11 protein-coding genes are annotated in these 15,962 nt (G+C 70.3%); 6 read left to right on the top strand and 5 right to left on the bottom strand.

The window, feature by feature from the left end:
• Nucleotides 1-8 precede the first annotated feature (8 nt).
• The 3 genes from OHQ87_RS25075 to OHQ87_RS25065 form a co-directional block, all read right to left on the bottom strand.
• Nucleotides 9-1,517 carry a glycosyltransferase family 87 protein gene (locus OHQ87_RS25075; protein WP_328341744.1) on the bottom strand — a complete coding sequence of 503 codons (1,509 nt, stop codon included), beginning with the start codon at nucleotides 1,515-1,517 and terminating at the stop codon, nucleotides 9-11.
• Between the two features lie 178 nt (nucleotides 1,518-1,695).
• Nucleotides 1,696-4,650 (bottom strand): transglycosylase domain-containing protein, encoded by a 2,955-nt coding sequence (locus OHQ87_RS25070; protein WP_328341742.1) that lies wholly within the window; start codon nucleotides 4,648-4,650, stop codon nucleotides 1,696-1,698.
• Between the two features lie 197 nt (nucleotides 4,651-4,847).
• Nucleotides 4,848-5,294, bottom strand: a complete 447-nt coding sequence (locus OHQ87_RS25065; RefSeq protein WP_328341740.1) for a DUF5318 domain-containing protein — start codon at nucleotides 5,292-5,294, stop codon at nucleotides 4,848-4,850.
• Nucleotides 5,295-5,469: 175 nt separating this feature from the next.
• Between OHQ87_RS25065 and OHQ87_RS25060 the strand changes: the two genes are divergently transcribed.
• Together OHQ87_RS25060 and OHQ87_RS25055 are read left to right on the top strand one after the other, a co-directional pair.
• The gene (locus tag OHQ87_RS25060) at nucleotides 5,470-6,108 is read left to right on the top strand and encodes a PadR family transcriptional regulator (protein WP_328341738.1); all 639 of its coding nucleotides are present in this window, start codon (nucleotides 5,470-5,472) and stop codon (nucleotides 6,106-6,108) included.
• A 23-nt stretch (nucleotides 6,109-6,131) separates the two neighbouring features.
• Nucleotides 6,132-7,211, top strand: a complete 1,080-nt coding sequence (locus tag OHQ87_RS25055; protein ID WP_328341736.1) for an inositol-3-phosphate synthase — start codon at nucleotides 6,132-6,134, stop codon at nucleotides 7,209-7,211.
• A 531-nt stretch (nucleotides 7,212-7,742) separates the two neighbouring features.
• On the opposite strand, the gene OHQ87_RS25050 is transcribed toward OHQ87_RS25055, so the two are convergent.
• Nucleotides 7,743-8,222, bottom strand: coding sequence for a methylated-DNA--[protein]-cysteine S-methyltransferase (locus tag OHQ87_RS25050; RefSeq protein ID WP_328341734.1), 480 nt, complete (start codon nucleotides 8,220-8,222; stop codon nucleotides 7,743-7,745).
• Nucleotides 8,223-8,454: 232 nt separating this feature from the next.
• Here OHQ87_RS25050 and OHQ87_RS25045 point away from each other — a divergent pair, with 232 nt between their 5' ends.
• Both OHQ87_RS25045 and OHQ87_RS25040 read left to right on the top strand, forming a co-directional pair.
• Nucleotides 8,455-8,976: a hypothetical protein gene (locus OHQ87_RS25045; protein ID WP_328341732.1), complete on the top strand. Its 522-nt coding sequence runs from the start codon at nucleotides 8,455-8,457 to the stop codon at nucleotides 8,974-8,976.
• Between the two features lie 27 nt (nucleotides 8,977-9,003).
• Nucleotides 9,004-10,524, top strand: a complete 1,521-nt coding sequence (locus OHQ87_RS25040; RefSeq protein ID WP_328341730.1) for a flotillin family protein — start codon at nucleotides 9,004-9,006, stop codon at nucleotides 10,522-10,524.
• 49 nt (nucleotides 10,525-10,573) lie between these two features.
• Here OHQ87_RS25040 and OHQ87_RS25035 read toward each other — a convergent pair whose 3' ends face one another.
• Nucleotides 10,574-12,031, bottom strand: coding sequence for a CCA tRNA nucleotidyltransferase (locus tag OHQ87_RS25035; protein WP_328341728.1), 1,458 nt, complete (start codon nucleotides 12,029-12,031; stop codon nucleotides 10,574-10,576).
• Between the two features lie 127 nt (nucleotides 12,032-12,158).
• Between OHQ87_RS25035 and murJ the strand changes: the two genes are divergently transcribed.
• Together murJ and OHQ87_RS25025 are read left to right on the top strand one after the other, a co-directional pair.
• Entirely contained in the window at nucleotides 12,159-13,910 is a 1,752-nt protein-coding gene (gene murJ / locus OHQ87_RS25030) for a murein biosynthesis integral membrane protein MurJ (RefSeq protein ID WP_328348989.1), read from the top strand.
• A gap of 449 nt (nucleotides 13,911-14,359) precedes the next feature.
• Nucleotides 14,360-15,955, top strand: coding sequence for a protein kinase family protein (locus OHQ87_RS25025; RefSeq protein ID WP_328341726.1), 1,596 nt, complete (start codon nucleotides 14,360-14,362; stop codon nucleotides 15,953-15,955).
• Nucleotides 15,956-15,962: the final 7 nt, after the last annotated feature.

The raw sequence follows: 15,962 nt of genomic DNA, 5'->3' as shown, positions 1-15,962 counted from the left end.
GTGGGGTGTCAGGCGGGGGTGGGGGCTGGTGCTGGTTCGGGGGTGGGGGTTTTGCGGCGCAGTTTGGTGAGCCAGGGGGTGTCGGGGGCGCCGTCGAGGACGCCGCCGTCGGGGTCGTCGGGATAGGTCCGGCGGACGGCGTCGCGCTCCGGGTGCAGGATGTCCTTGACGATCAGGACGCACAGCACGACCACCGTGCCGAGCCGCAGCGACGAGGCGAGCACGAAGACTCCCTCGGGGAAGATCGGGCGGCTGGTGGCCGAGCCGAGCAGTTCGCCGTAGAAGGCGGCGAAGTAGCACACCTCGGCGAGTTGCCAGGCGAGGAAGGCCCCCCAGCGCGGTCGGGCGAGCACCGCGAGCGGCAGCAGCCAGAGCACGAACTGCTGGGACCAGACCTTGCTGAAGATCAGGAAGGCGGCCACCACCAGGAAGGCGAGCTGGGCCAGCCGGGGCCGGCGGGGTGCCCGCAGGGTCAGCACGGCCACCCCGATGCAGGCCAGCCCGAACAGGGCGTACGACAGGTTGTTGAGGGTCGGGATGTTGGCGTTCAGCCACTGGAACGGACCCTGGTCCCCCGGGTTGCCGGCGTTCACCTTGCCGTCCAGGTACCGCCCGATATACCAGAGCGTGCCCCAGTCGATGGGCCGGGTGGTGTTCAGCTCGAAGAACCGACCCCAGTTGTCCGGGTGCCGGATCGCCGTGGGCAGGTTCACCGCGACCAGCGCGACCAGGCCGGTGGCGACGGCGGTGAGCGCGGGCCGCAGCCGACCCGCACGCAGGGCGAGGATCAGGATCGGGCCGAACAGGAACAGCGGCCACATCTTCGCCGCGCCACCCAGGCCGAGCAGCACGCCGGCCAGGACGGGTTGTCGTCTCGCCCAGGCGGCCAGCCCGAGCGCGGCCAGCCCGATGGCGAGGAAGTCCCAGTTGACGGTGGCGGTGAGGAACAGCGCCGGGGCCAGGGCGAAGAGTGCCGCGTCCCAGGGTCGTCGGCGGCGTAGGGAGAGGATCACCGCGGCGGTGGCGACGGCGAGCGCGCTGAGGGCCAACGCGTTGGCGTTGTAGAACCACCGCCCCTGGTTGATCGTCGGGTCGTCGACGCCGAGGGCGTGCACCGGCAGGCCGAGCGCGCCCATCATGTAGCCGGTGAGCACCGGATACTCGACCGGGTGGTCGCGGTACGGGACCTTGCCCTCGTTCAGGCCCTCGGCGTAATAGAGGGCCAGCACGTCGGTGTAGCACATCCGGGTGTACTGGATGTTGTTCTGCCAGGCGCCATTCTGACAGGGCGCCTTCTGCACCCAGTGCAGGGCGAGGGTCAGGCAGGCCAGGGCCAGCACGATCCGGGCCGCCGTCCAGAACCGACTCTCCCGGCCGGCGGGCCGGTCGAGGGCGACGGCGTGGTCGCCGAGCGGCCCGCCGATCGCCTCGGCGGCGCCCCGGACGAAGCCGTCCGAGCGGGACGGGTGGTCGCTGGTCCCGGCGTCGTCGATGCCGGCCGTCGGCTGGTTGCTCATGAGAAAGCATCCTGCCCTATGAATGGCTTGCGGACGAGGAGCAGGTTCCGGTCGGGTGCCCCGTTCGCCGGCAACGACCGTCCGGAGCCGCCGGACTGGCCGGGAACGCCGCCGCCGGCGACCGCAGGTTCGCGGGTCGCCGGCAGCAGCATCGATGGTCGTCGGTACGAAGTTCCGGTCAGTCCCGGGTGCGCGGGGTCGGCAGGATGCCGCCGCCGTTTCCGCCACCGTTGTTCGGACCACCGGGCAGGTTCGGGTTGGGCGGGTTCAGCGGATTGCCACCCGGATTGCCGCCCTGGTTCCCGCCTTGGTTCCCGCCTTGGTTCCCACCCTGATTGCCACCTTGGTTGCCGCCCTGGTTGCCGCCCTGGTTGCCGCCGCCGAGCTGGCAGAGCAGGTCGCCGGGGTTACAGTTCGGCGTGTTCGGCGCCGTGGGCGGCGGCGGAGGCGGCGGAGGCGGGGTTCCGTTGCCGGACTCCGGGTCGCCGACGTTCGCGGCCGGCGGGAAGTCCAGCTTGTCCTCGCCCTTGAGCGCGCCGTTCATGACCCGTTCCCAGATCTCGCCGGGCATGGTCGCACCGCTGATCTTGGTGCCGTCGTTCAGCTTGATCGCTTCCCGCTTGCCCTTGTTGCCCACCCAGACGGCGGTGGCGAGCTGCGGGGTGTACCCGATGGTCCAGGCGTCACCGTTCTGGTCGGTGCCCTCCTTGAGCTCCCAGGTACCGGTCTTGGCGGTCGCCTTCCGGCCGTCCGCAAGGGTGTGGTTGATCCGGCCCGGGTAGTCCTTCAGCACGTCGGTCACGTCGGCGACCACGTCCGGGTTGATCCGCTTCTGCGGCTTGAGCTGCTCGCCGCCGAGCTTCTCCCACTTGCCGGTCTCCTTGTTCTGCTTCTCGGCGGAGATCAGGAAGTGGGCCTTGTTGTAGATGCCCTTGTTGGCGAAGGTGGCGATGCCGTTGGCGTGGTCGAGCACGGTGATCGGGTACTGGCCGTAGGCGACCACGTGGTAGAAGGGGTCGGGCGCCAGGTCGGTGGCCTTCTCCTTGGTCAGGTCGTGCCCCTTGGGCGGGCTCACGTTGGTCTGCCACATCATGCCGACCCCGGCCTTGGCCGCCATGTCGACGATCTTGTCGGGCCCGATGTCCAGGCTGACGTGGTAGAAGGGCACGTTCAGCGACTTCAACGTCGACTCCCGCAGCGTGCACGAGTCACCGCAAGTGGGATTGTCGGTACCGGCATTGCTGACCCGGAACTTCACGCCCTCCGGGGTGAACGCCCGGCCCTTCCAACGCGACTCGACCGACTTGCCGGCCTCCAGCGCCGCCGCCAGGGTGTAGATCTTGAAACTGGAGCCGGGCGAGTGGCCGCCTGTGATGTTGCCGTTGGTGTCGGTGTTCGTGCCGGCGTAGTCGGTGCCGGTGCCGTCGTCGCCACCGTAGTAGCCGAGCACCCGGCCGTTGCGCGGGTCGATGGAGACCACGGCGGCCATCAGGTTCTTCCGGGAGCCGTCCAACTCGGAACCCTTGGTGCTGCGCTGGGCGGCGCCGGTGACGGCCTTCTGCACCTTGTTGTCGATGGTGGTCCGGATCCGGTAACCACCCTCGCGGAGCATCGCCGAGCAGCGCGGCTTACGCTCGGTCGCCTCGGCGTCGTTGTCGGTGCAGAGTTTCTTCTCCCGCATCTCCGCCGAGACGTAGTTGATCACGTTGCCGATCGGGGTGTTGACCCCGAACTTGACGCCGGACCGGGACTCCTTCGGGGTCTGCAACGTCTTGGTCGGGTACTCCGTCGGATGGGCCGGCCGGTTCGGTGCGTCGACCCAGTGCATCTCGATCATGTTCTTGACGACGTAGTCCCACCGCTCCTTGGCCTCGGCGGGGTTGAGCGCCGGGTCGTAACCCTTGTGGGTGGCGCTCGGCTCCGGCTGCTTGATCAGGGCGGCGAGCACGGCGGCCTCGGCCACGTCGATCTTCGAGACCGACTTGCCGAAGTACGTCTGCGCCGCCGCCTCGATGCCGTACGCGTTGCGACCGAAGTAGATGGTGTTGAGGTAGTGCTCCATGATCTGTTCCTTGGTGAACTGATCGTTGAGCTTGGAGGCCACGATCGCCTCCTTCACCTTCCGCGCGTACGAGTCGTCCTGGAGGTTCTCGTAGGCGTTGCGGGCGTACTGCTGGGTGATCGTCGAGGCACCCTGCTTGTCGCCGTTGGAGAGGTTGTTCCAGGCGGCACGGGCGATGCCCTTGTAGTCGACGCCGGCGTGCTCGTAGAAGTTCTTGTCCTCCGCCGCCGCGACCGCGTCCCGCATGTGCTGCGGGATCTGGTTGATCGAGACGAAGGTGCGGTTCTGCTCGCCCACCTTGGCGATGACCGTCTTGTTGTCGCTGGCGTAGATGGTGGTGGCGAGCGGCAGCTTGATCTGGTTCGGCAGCACCACGGTGGTGGAGTAGTAGGTGAACCCGACCACGCCGAGCCCGGCGAGCATGACGAAGACCGCGAAGCCGGCGATCAGCAGGTTGATCCGCTTGCGCCGCTTGGCCCGCGCCATCGCGTCCGGGTCACCCGGTCCGCGTCCGCGTCCACCGCCGGTACCTCCGCCGTAACCACGACCCGGCCCGTTGGGGCCACCCGGGCCGCCCGGCCCGCCGCCGACCTGCGCGACGCCGGCCCGCGCCACCGAGGCCCGCCCGGCGGAGCCGACCGAGGCCGCACCGACGCTGGCCCGGCCGGCGGAAGCCGTCCCGACGCTGGCCCGGCCGGCCGGGCCGCCCGCCGGGGAGACCGGCACCGAGGCACGACCCGGGCCCCCCCACCCCGACGCCGCCGGGGAGACCGGCACGGAGGCACGCCCCGGCCCGGCCGGGGAGACCGGCACCGAGGCACGACCCGGGCCGGCCCGGCCGACCGAGGCAGAGCCGGCCGCACCGCCCGTTCCGCGCGGCGGGGGTACCGCCGCCGAGGCCCGTCCGGTGGGCGCGGCACCGCCTACCGAGGCGCGGCCGGTCGAGGCTGCGCCCCGGGCGTCACCGCCCCGTCGGGGGTACGCGTCGTCCGGCCCCGGGCCGGGGCCGCCGTTCGAACCCGGTACCTGGGCCCGCGCACGCGGGGAACTGGGATCGCCGTACGAGTTCATTCCTCACACCCTGCCGGTCGCGGTGGGACGCGGGGGCGCCACCACCGGGTTGCCGTGAGTTGACACACGCGCCATGAGGCCGGGGAGGGGCCGGGGACGCGCTGCAATTTCCACATCAATCGGGCCATTCAGGCCGATGGGCTGCCGGTCGCGGTGTCTGTGTCGTACGACACCGGAGTCGACCGGATCAGCAGGCTTCACCGTTGCGCCTCTCGCCTTCGCCCCTGGGTCGCAGCGGTGGCGACCTCCGCCGCGCCCTGCTCCGAACCGTCCTCGGCCAACCCGTCCCGGCCGAGCAGGAACTGCTCGACGAGGTGGTTCCAGTCACAGCCGGGGCACACCTCCACCACGAAGACCTGGAACTCACCCAACGTCATCGCCAGCACGGGCAGCTCGGCCAATGTGCGTGCCTGGCCGGCGGACTGCCGGAGCTCGTCCCCGTAAATGTAGTGGACGTGGATCAGGTTCTCGCTCCGGCAGATCGGACACCGCTGGTCTGTCGGTTCCCCGTGGAAGCGGGCCGCGTTCTTCAGGTAGGGCGAGGCGTCGCAGACGTCGTAGGTGCCGACCCGCCCGGCGAGCAGCTCACGCAGCACTGCTCGCTTCTGCAGCGAGTAGTCGACCACCTGACGAGACGTACGCATGCGGCAAAGGGTACGCGTTCCGACCGGGCGGGGCGACCACCGTCACGATCCGTGAACAGGTTGGCGCGCAGCGGGGGTTTGCCCGGACGGCAGGTGAGGTACTAACGTGCGATGTATCGGTCCGATACATCGAGGCGGTTAACGCTCCGTCCCGAGGGTAAGGAAAGGGTGGCCCGTGCTCGAACTCGCCATCCTCGGCCTCCTCCAGGAGGCCCCGATGCACGGCTACGAACTCCGCAAGGAGCTCGCCGCCAAGCTCGGCGCCATCCGGGCGGCGATCAGCTACGGCTCGCTCTACCCGACCCTGCGCAGGTTGCAGGCGGCGGGCTGGATCACCGAAGCCGCCGACGCACCGGCCACCGCCGAGGAGGTTCCCGCGCTGACCAGCCGACGGGGTCGGGTGGTCTACAAGATCACTGCGGAGGGCAAGGAACGCTTCGCCCAACTGATCGCGCAGGCCGGGCCCGAGACGTACGACGACACGGGCTTCGGCGTGCACTTCGCGTTCTTCGCCCGCACCGACCAGGCGACCCGCCTGCGCATCCTGGAGGGTCGCCGCCGCACGATCGAGGAACGTCGCGAAGGCCTTCGTGACGTGCTGGGCCGGGCAGCCGAGCGCCTCGACGCGTACACCCTGGAACTGCAACGCCACGGGCTCGACGCCTGCGAGCGTGAGGTCCGCTGGCTGGAGGAGCTCATCGCCAACGAGCGCTCCGGCCGTACCCCGACCGTCCCGCGACCCGGGGCGGCCGGCAATCGACGAGACAACGACAGCCCGCCTCCACCTGGCGAGTCCAGGGAAGAGCGGCCGTGATGAAGAAGAAGGAGGCAGACGCTATGGGCTCCGTCCGCGTCGCCATCGTCGGTGTGGGTAACTGCGCCTCGTCCCTCGTACAGGGCGTGGAGTACTACCGCAACGCCGACCCGAACGACCGCGTCCCGGGTCTCATGCACGTCACCTTCGGCGACTACCACGTATCGGACGTGGACTTTGTCGCGGCGTTCGACGTGGACGCCAAGAAGGTCGGCATGGACCTCGCGGAGGCGATCGTCGCCAGCGAGAACAACACCATCAAGCTCTGCGACGTGGCGCCCACCGGCATCAGCGTCCAGCGCGGCCCGACCTTCGACGGCCTGGGCCAGTACTACCGCGAGATCATCGAGGAGTCCGACGCCGAGCCGGTCGACGTGGTCAAGGCGCTGCGCGACGCCCAGGTCGACGTGGTCGTCTGCTATCTGCCTGTCGGTTCCGAGCAGGCGGCGAAGCACTACGCCCAGGCCGCGATCGACGCCGGCTGCGCCTTCGTCAACGCGCTGCCGGTCTTCATCGCCTCCGACCCCCAGTGGGCGCAGAAGTTCACCGACGCCGGTCTGCCGATCGTCGGTGACGACATCAAGAGCCAGGTCGGCGCCACCATCGTGCACCGCGCGCTGGCGAAGCTGTTCGAGGACCGCGGGGTCGAGCTGCTGCGCACGTACCAGCTCAACTTCGGCGGCAACATGGACTTCATGAACATGCTGGAGCGCAACCGGCTGGTCTCGAAGAAGATCTCGAAGACCCAGTCGGTGACGTCCCAGATCCCGCACGAGATGGTCAAGAGCGACGTGCACATCGGCCCGTCGGACCACGTGCCGTGGCTGGACGACCGCAAGTGGGCGTACATCCGCCTGGAGGGCCGGTCCTTCGGTGACACCCCGCTCAACGCCGAGCTGAAGCTCGAGGTGTGGGACTCGCCGAACTCCGCAGGCGTCATCATCGACGCAGTCCGGGCCGCCAAGATCGCCCTGGACCGCAGGATCGGCGGCCCGATCCTCTCGGCCTCGTCCTACTTCATGAAGTCCCCGCCGGTGCAGTACGCCGACCACGACGCGCACGCCGCCGTCGAGAACTTCATCACCGGCGACATCGAGCGCTGACGCTCCACCGCCACCGCGCGGTCGAGCACCAGAACCAGACGTCGAGGGCCAGGTCCGTACGGACCTGGCCCTCGACGTTCACCCCGAACGCTCCTCCAGGTACGACGCCAGCCGACGGCAGAGATCCTCCTCGGCAAGATCGCGCTGGTTCCAGGATGTAGTGGCCTTCCGGCGACCACCAGACCACTACATCCTGGTCAACACCGTTGCGTTAACGCCGTGGACGGCTGGTCAACCCGGGACAGGAAGTGCCCGATCGGGGAGCGGGGTGGGCCCGCTTGGCGATCATGGAGTGGTGGTGCCGACTTTGGGGGTTCCACGGGTGTTCTGTTACCCACCACAACTCCATGATCGGCGAGGCAGCGGTGGTTGACGAACAGCCGTTCCACCTAACGCAACGGTGTTGACATCCTGGTTCGAGCATGATATAGGCCTCGGGCTGTCCGGGTCCCGCGCGATCTCGGCCCCGGGCGGAAGTGACCCGGGCGTCGGTGTCCCGAGCGCGGCTCCGGGCTGCCTGACGGCTGGTTGTCACGACCAGGCGCGGCGCAGGGCGACACCTGCTTCCAACTCCAGCAACGTGACCTTGCGGGGCAGCCCGCCACCGAAGCCGACCAGCTTCCCGCCCGCGCCCACGATCCGGTGACAGGGGACGATCACCGGGACCGGGTTGCGGTTGCAGGCCACCCCGACCGCCCGCGCCGCGCCCGGGTCGCCGACCCGCCGGGCCACCTCGCCGTAGGTGAGTGTCTCCCCGTACGGGATGCGGGTCATCTCACGCCACACGGCACGCTCGAACTCGGAGCCGCGCGGCATCACCACCGGCACGGAGAACCCGGTCAGCTCACCGGCGAAGTACGCCCGCAGCTCCGTGACCGCCTGACCAGCCAGCGTGTCGCCGGGCTCGTCGTCGGCCGAGGTGACCCGGCCGAAGTGCGTGCCACAGACCGCCGTCCCGTCGGTGGCCACGGAGAAGTCCCCGATCGGCGAGTCCAGCACGGTCCAACGCATGCCGGCCATTCTTCCCGCCCCACCGGGCCACCTGGCCACCGCCCGGCCCTCAGCTCCCGTACGAGATGCTCCACTGTCTGCCGTCGAAGACGGCCTTCGCGCTGTTCATGCCGTCGGGATACGTCACCTGCGCCGGTGTGGTGGGTTCGGAGACGTCGATCACTTCGCTGACCGAACGGACGGCGCTGTCACCCCGAAATGATCACGCGGGACGTTGCGTCGGGTCGCTACCGTGCAGGTCGTGGCCACGGGGACGCTCATCTTTCTGATCATCGGTGGGGCGGGCGTCGGCGTGCTGGCGCTGGCCCTGCTCGGCGGCGAAATCCTCCATTTCGGTCATCCCGACGTCGACGGTCCGGTCTCCGTCGAGGCGGTCGCCGGCTTCCTCGGCGCGTTCGGCTTCGGCGCGGCCATCGTCAACGAACTGCTCGGCGGGCGTACCCCGGGGATGATCGCGGCGGCGGTCGGCGGGGGCGTGCTCGCCGCCGTGCCCACCGCGTGGCTGGCGGGCCGACTGACCCGGGCGGCGCGCAACATGCGCACCGACGCCACCCCCACCCGGGACGACCTGGTCGGCGCGCTCGGCCTGGTGGTCACCCCGATCCCGACCGGCGGCTACGGCGAGGTGCGGGTACGCGTCGCCGGCCAGCCGGTGAAACTCAACGCCCGTGCCGACGAGCCCATCCCGCTCGGTGCGCAGATCTTCGTGGTGCAGACGCTGAGCGAGACCAGCGTGCACGTCGAGACCTACTGACCCTCTTCTCGCAGAGACGGAACCACCATGCCTCTCCTCATCGCCATCGGCGGCGCGGTCGTCCTCGCCCTCGTCCTCGTGATGTTCGTGCTCTCCCGGATCAAGGTGGCCGGCCCGAACGAGGCGTTCATCGTCACCGGCCGCAAGGGCCGGACCACGCAGACCGCCGACGGCGGTCGGTCCACCGACAACTCCGGCCAGAAGGTCGTCCTCGGCGCGTCGGTCTTCGTGCTGCCGGTGGTGCAGAAGCTCCAGTCGCTCGACCTGTCCAGCCGCCGCATCGACGTCGGCATCCGGGGCGCGGTCAGCAAGCAGGGCATCCGGGCCGACCTGCACGGCGTCGCCATCGTCAAGGTCGGCGGCACCGAGGACGCGATCCGCGCCGCCGCCCAGCGGTTCCTGCACCAGCAGGACGAGATCGACAACTTCACCCGGGAGGTGCTGGCCGGCGCGCTGCGCTCGATCGTCGGCAGGCTCACCGTCGAGGAGGTCATCCGGGACCGGGCCGCGTTCGCCAACGCGGTCGCCGAGGAGGCCGAGCACTCGATGACCAACCAGGGGCTGGTGCTCGACACCTTCCAGCTCCAGGACATCCTCGCCGAGGGGTCGTACCTGCAGGACCTGGGTCGGCCGGAGGCGGCCCGGGTGCTCAAGGACGCGGCCATCGCCGAGGCCCGCGCCCGGCAGCAGGCCGAGCAGGAGCGGCTGCTGGCCGAGGAGGCGATCGCCGAGGCGAACCGGAACCTGTCGCTGAAGCAGGCGGGCATCCAGGCCGAGATCGACGCGGCGAAGGCGAAGTCGGCGGCGGCCGGGCCGCTCGCCCAGGCCGAGCGGGACCAGGCGATCCTCTCCGAGCAGCAGAAGGTGGCCGAGCGTAACGCCGAGCTCAAGCAGCGTCAGCTCGACACCGAGGTCCGCAAGCCGGCCGACGCGGCCCGGTACAAGGTGGAGCAGGAGGCCGAGGCGTCCCGCAACGCGGCGGTGCTGAGCGCGGACGCGCAGCGGCAGGCCACCATCGCCGCCGCCCAGGCCTCCGCCGAGCAGGCCCGGCTCACCGGTGAGGGTGAGCGGGCCCGCCGGGCGGCGCTGGCCGAGGCGAACGCGATCGAGGGTGCCAAGGAGGGCGAGGCCGAGCAGCGTCGACGGTCCGCGATCGCCGAGGCGGTCGAGCGGGAGGGTCAGGCCGAGGCCACCGCCATCCTGGCCCGGGGCCAGGCCGAGGCCGACGCGATGGCCCGCAAGGCCGAGGCGTTCGCCGCGTACGGCGAGGCGGCCGTGCTGGACCTGCTGGTCCGGGTGCTGCCGCAGGTGGTCGAGGCGGCCAGCGCCCCGATCGGCGCTATCGACAAGCTGACGGTGATCTCCACCGACGGGGCGTCCTCGCTTACCAAGTCGGTCGCCGGGAACGTGGCCCAGGGCCTCCAGCTCGGCTCCGACCTCACCGGCATCGACCTGCCGGCCCTGCTCGCCAAACTGGGCTCGGCGTCGACCGGGTCCCCGGCCAACGGCAGGCCGCCGGTCGACGGCAGCGCGGTCGAGACCCGCTGACCCACGCCGAAGGGGCCGTCCGGATTCCGGGCGGCCCCTTTCGCGTACGTCAGCGCAGGCCCTGGTCGTGGGCCCAGCGGAGCAGTTCCGCCTCGGCCTCGTCGCGGTCGAGCGGGCCGCGTTCCAGGCGCAGCTCCTTGAGGTGCTGCCAGGCCCGGCCGACAAGCGGACCCGGCGGTACGCCGAGCAGCTCCATGATCGCGTTGCCGTCCAGGTCGGGCCGGACCCGGGCCAGGTCCTCCTCGGCGGCGATCCGGGTGATCCGCTCCTCCAGCGCGTCGTAGTCGGCGGCGAGCTGGGCGGCCTTGCGCCGGTTACGGGTGGTGCAGTCCGAGCGGGTCAGCTTGTGCAGCCGGGTCACCAGGTCACCGGCGTCGGTGACATACCGGCGGACGGCCGAGTCGGTCCACTCGCCCCGGCCGTAGCCGTAGAACCGCAGGTGCAGGCCGACCAGCTTGGTGACCTGGGCGGTGACGTCCTTCGGGTAGCGCAGGGCCTTCATCCGGGCCTTGGTCAACCGGGCGCCGACCACCTCGTGGTGGTGGAAGCTGACCCGGCCGTCCGACCCGACCGCCTTGGTGGCCGGCTTGCCCACGTCGTGCATGAGCGCGGCCATCCGGAGCACGAAGTCACAGCCGTCCGTCTCGTACGACACCGCGTTGCTGACCACGGTCAACGTGTGCTCGTAGACGTCCTTGTGCTGGGCGTGCTCGTCGATGGTCAGCTTGAGACCGGTCAGCTCGGGCAGGAACCGGTCGGCCAGCCCGGTGTCGACGAGCAGCCGCAGCCCGGTGATCGGGTCGACGCCGCAGAGCAGCTTGGTGAACTCGTCGCGGATCCGCTCGGCGGTGATCCGGTCCAGGTCGGCGGACATCGCGGTCATCGCGGTACGCACGTCGGGGTGGACGGCGAAGCAGAGCTGGGCGGCGAACCGGGCGGCCCGCAGCATCCGCAGCGGGTCGTCGCCGAACGACTCGGCCGGTGTGCCAGGGGTACGGATGATCCTGGCGGCCAGGTCGTCCAGCCCGCCGTACGGGTCGGTGAACCGGTGCTCGGGGAGGCTGACCGCCATCGCGTTGACGGTGAAGTCACGCCGCTTCAGGTCGTCGGTGAGGTTGGTGCCGTACTCGACGACCGGGTTGCGGCTGACCTGGTCGTACGCCTCGGCGCGGAAGGTGGTGACCTCCAGCCGGAGGCCGTCGCGCTGGCAGCCGATGGTGCCGAACTCCCGACCGGTCTCCCAGATCGCCTCGGCCCAGCCCTTGATGATCCCCAGCGTCTGGTCGGGGTGGGCGTCGGTGCAGAAGTCCAGGTCGTCGCCGAGCCGACCGAGCAGGGCGTCGCGCACCGACCCACCCACCAGGTGCAGCTCGTGACCGGCGCGGGCGAACCGGCGGCCCAGCTCGTCGGCGACCGGGGAGACGCGGAGCAGTTCGGCGACGGCGTTGCGCTGCGCGGCGGTCAACTCACGGCGCTCGGCGGCCTGGGGTGCGGAGGCTTCGGACATGGGATCGCCAGCCTATCGGGCGGGGACGGGGACCGATCCGCCGGGCGCGGGTGTCCGGTCCGGGTTGACTATGGTCATGGACGTGCGGACCGGTTCCGGCTCCGACGTAATTCCCGGGAGGCTGGAGATGAGCGGCGGGCTCTACCGCAGCGCGAACGCCGCGCAGGGTGACGACGGTCTCCGGCCGTACGACGGGGCGACGTTCATCTCCGCCGATCCGCTGAACCAGCCGGGGGTGGAGGCGACCGCGCCGCCGCAGGAGGTGGTCGCCGAGACCAGCGCCGCGGCGAACAGCGCGGTGATGGCGGTGGGCAGCCTGGTCAGCCGGGGTACCGGCTTCGTCCGCAACCTGATGATCGGCGCCGCGCTGGGCAGCGCGGTCGGCGACGCGTTCACCACCGCCCAGTTCCTGCCCAACCAGGTGTACGAGTTCCTGCTCGGCGGCGTGCTGACCAGCGTGCTGATCCCGGTGCTGGTCCGCCGGCGCAAGGCCGACCCGGACCGGGGCGAGGCGTACGCCCAGCGGCTGTTGACCCTCGCGGTGCTGGCCCTCGCGGTCACCGTGGTCCTCGCCCTGCTGCTGGCCTCGACCCTGACCACGCTCTACGCCGGCGGCAAGAACGCGGCCTACACCGGCCTGGTCACCAACCTGTCCTACCTGATGCTGCCGATGTTGTTCTTCACCGGCGTCAGCGCGTTGATCGCCGCGGTGCTGAACACCCGGGGTCACTTCGCCGCCCCGATGTGGGCGCCGATCCTCAACAACCTGGTCGTCATCGGCACCTTCGGCCTCTACATCGCGGTGTACGGCGCGAAGGCGCTGGGTCCGGAGGGCATCGGTTGGGACCGGATCCTGCTGGTCGGCGGGGGCACCCTGCTCGGCGTGGCGGTGCAGGCCGCCGGGCTGCTGCCGGCGCTGCGCAAGGTGGGTTTCCGGTGGAAGCTGCGGTTCGACTTCCGGGAGCTGGGGCTGCGCGAGCTGGCCCGGCTCGGCGGCTGGATGTTCTGCTACGTCGCGGTCAACCAGCTCGGTCTCTTCGTGGTGGTCAACCTGCTCACCAGGGCCGCCGGTGGTGACGAGAACAATGCCGGCCTGCTGATCTACAACAACGTCTTCCTGCTGCTGATGATGGCGCACGGCATCATCGCCGTCTCGATCATCACGGCGCTGATGCCCCGGATGAGCGCCGCCGCCGCCGAGGGCCGGTTCGCCGACGTGACCGCCGACCTGTCCCGGGGCACCCGGATGGTGACGGCGGTGCTCGCCCCGATCGCGGTCTGCTACGCGGTGCTGGCCGGCCCGATCTCGGTGGTGGTCTTCCAGTACGGCGCGTTCACCGGCGACAACGCGCTGGCCACCTCGCTGGTGCTGCTGGTCGCCGCGCTGGGGCTGGTGCCGTTCGCGATCAGCCAGCTGTTCACCTTCGCCTTCTACGCGCTGCCGGACACCCGGACCCCGGCCCTGGTCAACATCCCGGTGGTGATCCTGCGGGTGGCGGTCCAGATCGGGGTCTTCGTCGCTTTCTCGGCCACCTTCGCGGCGGCGGGCATGATGCTCGGCAACGCCGTCTCGTACGTGGCGGCGGCGGTGATCTCGGCGATGCTGCTCCGGCCCCGGGTGGGCCGGATCGGGCTGGGCCGGATCATGCGGACCATGGGCAAGGTGGTGGTGGCGGCGCTGGGCGCGGCGCTGGTCGGCCTGCTGGTGGTCAACCTGCTCCCCGGCGATCCGGGCAACCTGAGTTGGACGGCGGCGGCGCTGCGGCTGGTCCTCGGCGGCGCGGTGATCGGCGGGACGTACCTCGGCCTGGCCATGGTGCTGCGGATCGGCGAGATCACCGAGGTGGTCGGGATGGTCCGCCGACGACTCGGCCGCTGATCCGCTGGCCGCGGGCGCGACGCCGGGCAGAGGACACGCAGGGTGAACGAGGATCACCAGCCTGGGGACACGCCTGTGGATAACTTGGTGATCCCCGGGTCAGCCACCGTAAGGGCCTGTGGATAACCAGCCGTACGGTTGAGCATGTGCGGCCGTTCGGGGGGAACCTGACCGACCGCCACCGGGTTGTCACGGGCGGGTCGGCCCGGAGGTCGGCGACTTGCGACAGGCGTCTAGATTGGCCAGTACATGTGCCGGCAACGCGGACGAGAGTGACCGTAAACGGACGTAATCCGCCATATACGACAGCTCGTCGCGCGCGGCGGGAAGATGACATGTCGGGATGACGGGCGGTCCGGGTAAGGTCGCTGTCGACGGACACGGTAGGTGGCCGACGCCTCGCGTCGACGCCGCCGGTCGGTTCCATCGACGGCGGAGCGGGAAGCCACATGCCCAGCAGCGCGGGTCCATCGATCGACACGATCACCGAGGGAGGACGGGTGACCCAGGTCGGCGAGGGTCAGGAGGCGGAGGAAACTGCTCCTCCCATCATGACCTTCGGTGCTCCCACAGCCGGTGAGATCCTCGCCGAGCGGTACGAGCTGGTCGAGCACATCAACAACGACAGTGCCGGGCGCCTGGTCTGGCGGGGGGTCGACGTCATCCTGCGCCGACCCGTGGCGGTCGTGCTCCGCTACCCGGGTGGTGAGTCCGCCACCGAGATGCTCCAGGCGGCGGTGGCCGCCAGCCGGGTCATCCACCCCAACCTGGTCGGCGTCTACGACGCCATCGACGAGGACGTCCGGGCGTACGTCGTCCGGGAGTGGGTCGACGGCAGATCACTGCGTGAACTGGTCGCCGACGGGCCGTTGGACCCGGCCCGCGCCACCGCCATCGGCAACGCCGTCGCCAGCGCCATCGCCGCCGTGCACGCCACCGGGATGGTCCACGGCAACGTGCACCCGGGCACCGTGATGATCAGCGACGACGGCCGGGTGGTGCTGGCCGACGCCCGCACCGACGGCGAGGACAGCCAGGAAGCCGACATCCGCGCGGTGGGCGGCATCCTCTACTTCGCCCTCACCGGGCACTGGCCGCACGCCGAGGCCCCGCTACGCGGCGCGACCGCCGGCCACGGCCGGGCTGGCATCCCGGACGCCGTCCGCGACGCCAGCGGAGCAATCGCCGCCCCCCGGCAGGTCCGGGCCGGTGTGCCGGCGTACCTCGACGACCTGACCATGGACCTGCTCGACGCCGAGATCGCCCCGCCGTCGTCGGACGTGCTCTCCGCCGAGCTGAGCCGGCTCGACATCCCCGCCGAGGACCACTTCCTCGACCAGACCGGCACCATCCGGTTCACCGCGGACGGGGTGGAGGACCGCTCGCCGCTCGCCGCCGCGGGCGGCCGGAAGGTCGCGATCGGCATCGCCGGTCTGCTGGCGGTCGCCCTGGTCGGCCTGCTCATCGGCATCGCCACCCTGGGCCGCGACGACAGCCCGGAGACCGAGCCGGTGGCCCGTCCCTCCACCAGCGCCCCGGCCGGCGACGCCACCCCGGCCCCCGTCGTACGCAAGCTGGCCATCCAGGACATCCGGATCATCGACCCGGACAGTCGGCAGCGCAACGAGCTGGGTGACGCCGAGAAGATGATGGACGGCGACGAGAACAAGGGTTGGGAGACCGACACCTACTACTCGGCCAACTTCAGCAACTACAAGAAGGGCATGGGGGTCTGGATCGACCTCGGTGCCCAGCACACGGTCAAGTCACTCACCGCCACCCTGTCGGATTCCGGTGTCTCTGCCGCGTTGTTCACCGGCACCGGTGACTTCCCGTCCAGCTCGCAGGGCGACAAGGACCTGGTCAAGGGCTTCAAGACGCGGATCGGCCAGCCGTTCGAGCAGCACGACGGCACCAAGATGGCCTTCGACGGCTTCGACCCCGAGCAGAAATACCAGTACCTGCTTTTCTGGATCACCGAGCTGCCCTCCACCGAGCGGGGCTTCAAGCTGGGCGTCCAGGAGATCTCGGTCCAGGGATCGTGATCCGCCG

The sequence above is a fragment of the Micromonospora sp. NBC_00421 genome (assembly GCF_036017915.1).
Classification (GTDB): domain Bacteria; phylum Actinomycetota; class Actinomycetes; order Mycobacteriales; family Micromonosporaceae; genus Micromonospora.
This window is presented reverse-complemented; position numbering and strand designations above follow the sequence as displayed.

Excerpts from the sequence above, each read along its gene's own strand:
- OHQ87_RS25075 (WP_328341744.1), bottom strand. The coding sequence starts at position 1,517 with ATGAGCAACCAGCCGACGGCCGGCATCGACGACGCCGGGACCAGCGAC.
- OHQ87_RS25070 (WP_328341742.1), bottom strand. The coding sequence starts at position 4,650 with ATGAACTCGTACGGCGATCCCAGTTCCCCGCGTGCGCGGGCCCAGGTA.
- OHQ87_RS25065 (WP_328341740.1), bottom strand. The coding sequence starts at position 5,294 with ATGCGTACGTCTCGTCAGGTGGTCGACTACTCGCTGCAGAAGCGAGCA.
- OHQ87_RS25055 (WP_328341736.1), top strand. The coding sequence starts at position 6,132 with ATGGGCTCCGTCCGCGTCGCCATCGTCGGTGTGGGTAACTGCGCCTCG.
- OHQ87_RS25050 (WP_328341734.1), bottom strand. The coding sequence starts at position 8,222 with ATGCGTTGGACCGTGCTGGACTCGCCGATCGGGGACTTCTCCGTGGCC.
- OHQ87_RS25040 (WP_328341730.1), top strand. The coding sequence starts at position 9,004 with ATGCCTCTCCTCATCGCCATCGGCGGCGCGGTCGTCCTCGCCCTCGTC.
- OHQ87_RS25035 (WP_328341728.1), bottom strand. The coding sequence starts at position 12,031 with ATGTCCGAAGCCTCCGCACCCCAGGCCGCCGAGCGCCGTGAGTTGACC.
- murJ (WP_328348989.1), top strand. The coding sequence starts at position 12,159 with ATGAGCGGCGGGCTCTACCGCAGCGCGAACGCCGCGCAGGGTGACGAC.
- OHQ87_RS25025 (WP_328341726.1), top strand. The coding sequence starts at position 14,360 with ATGCCCAGCAGCGCGGGTCCATCGATCGACACGATCACCGAGGGAGGA.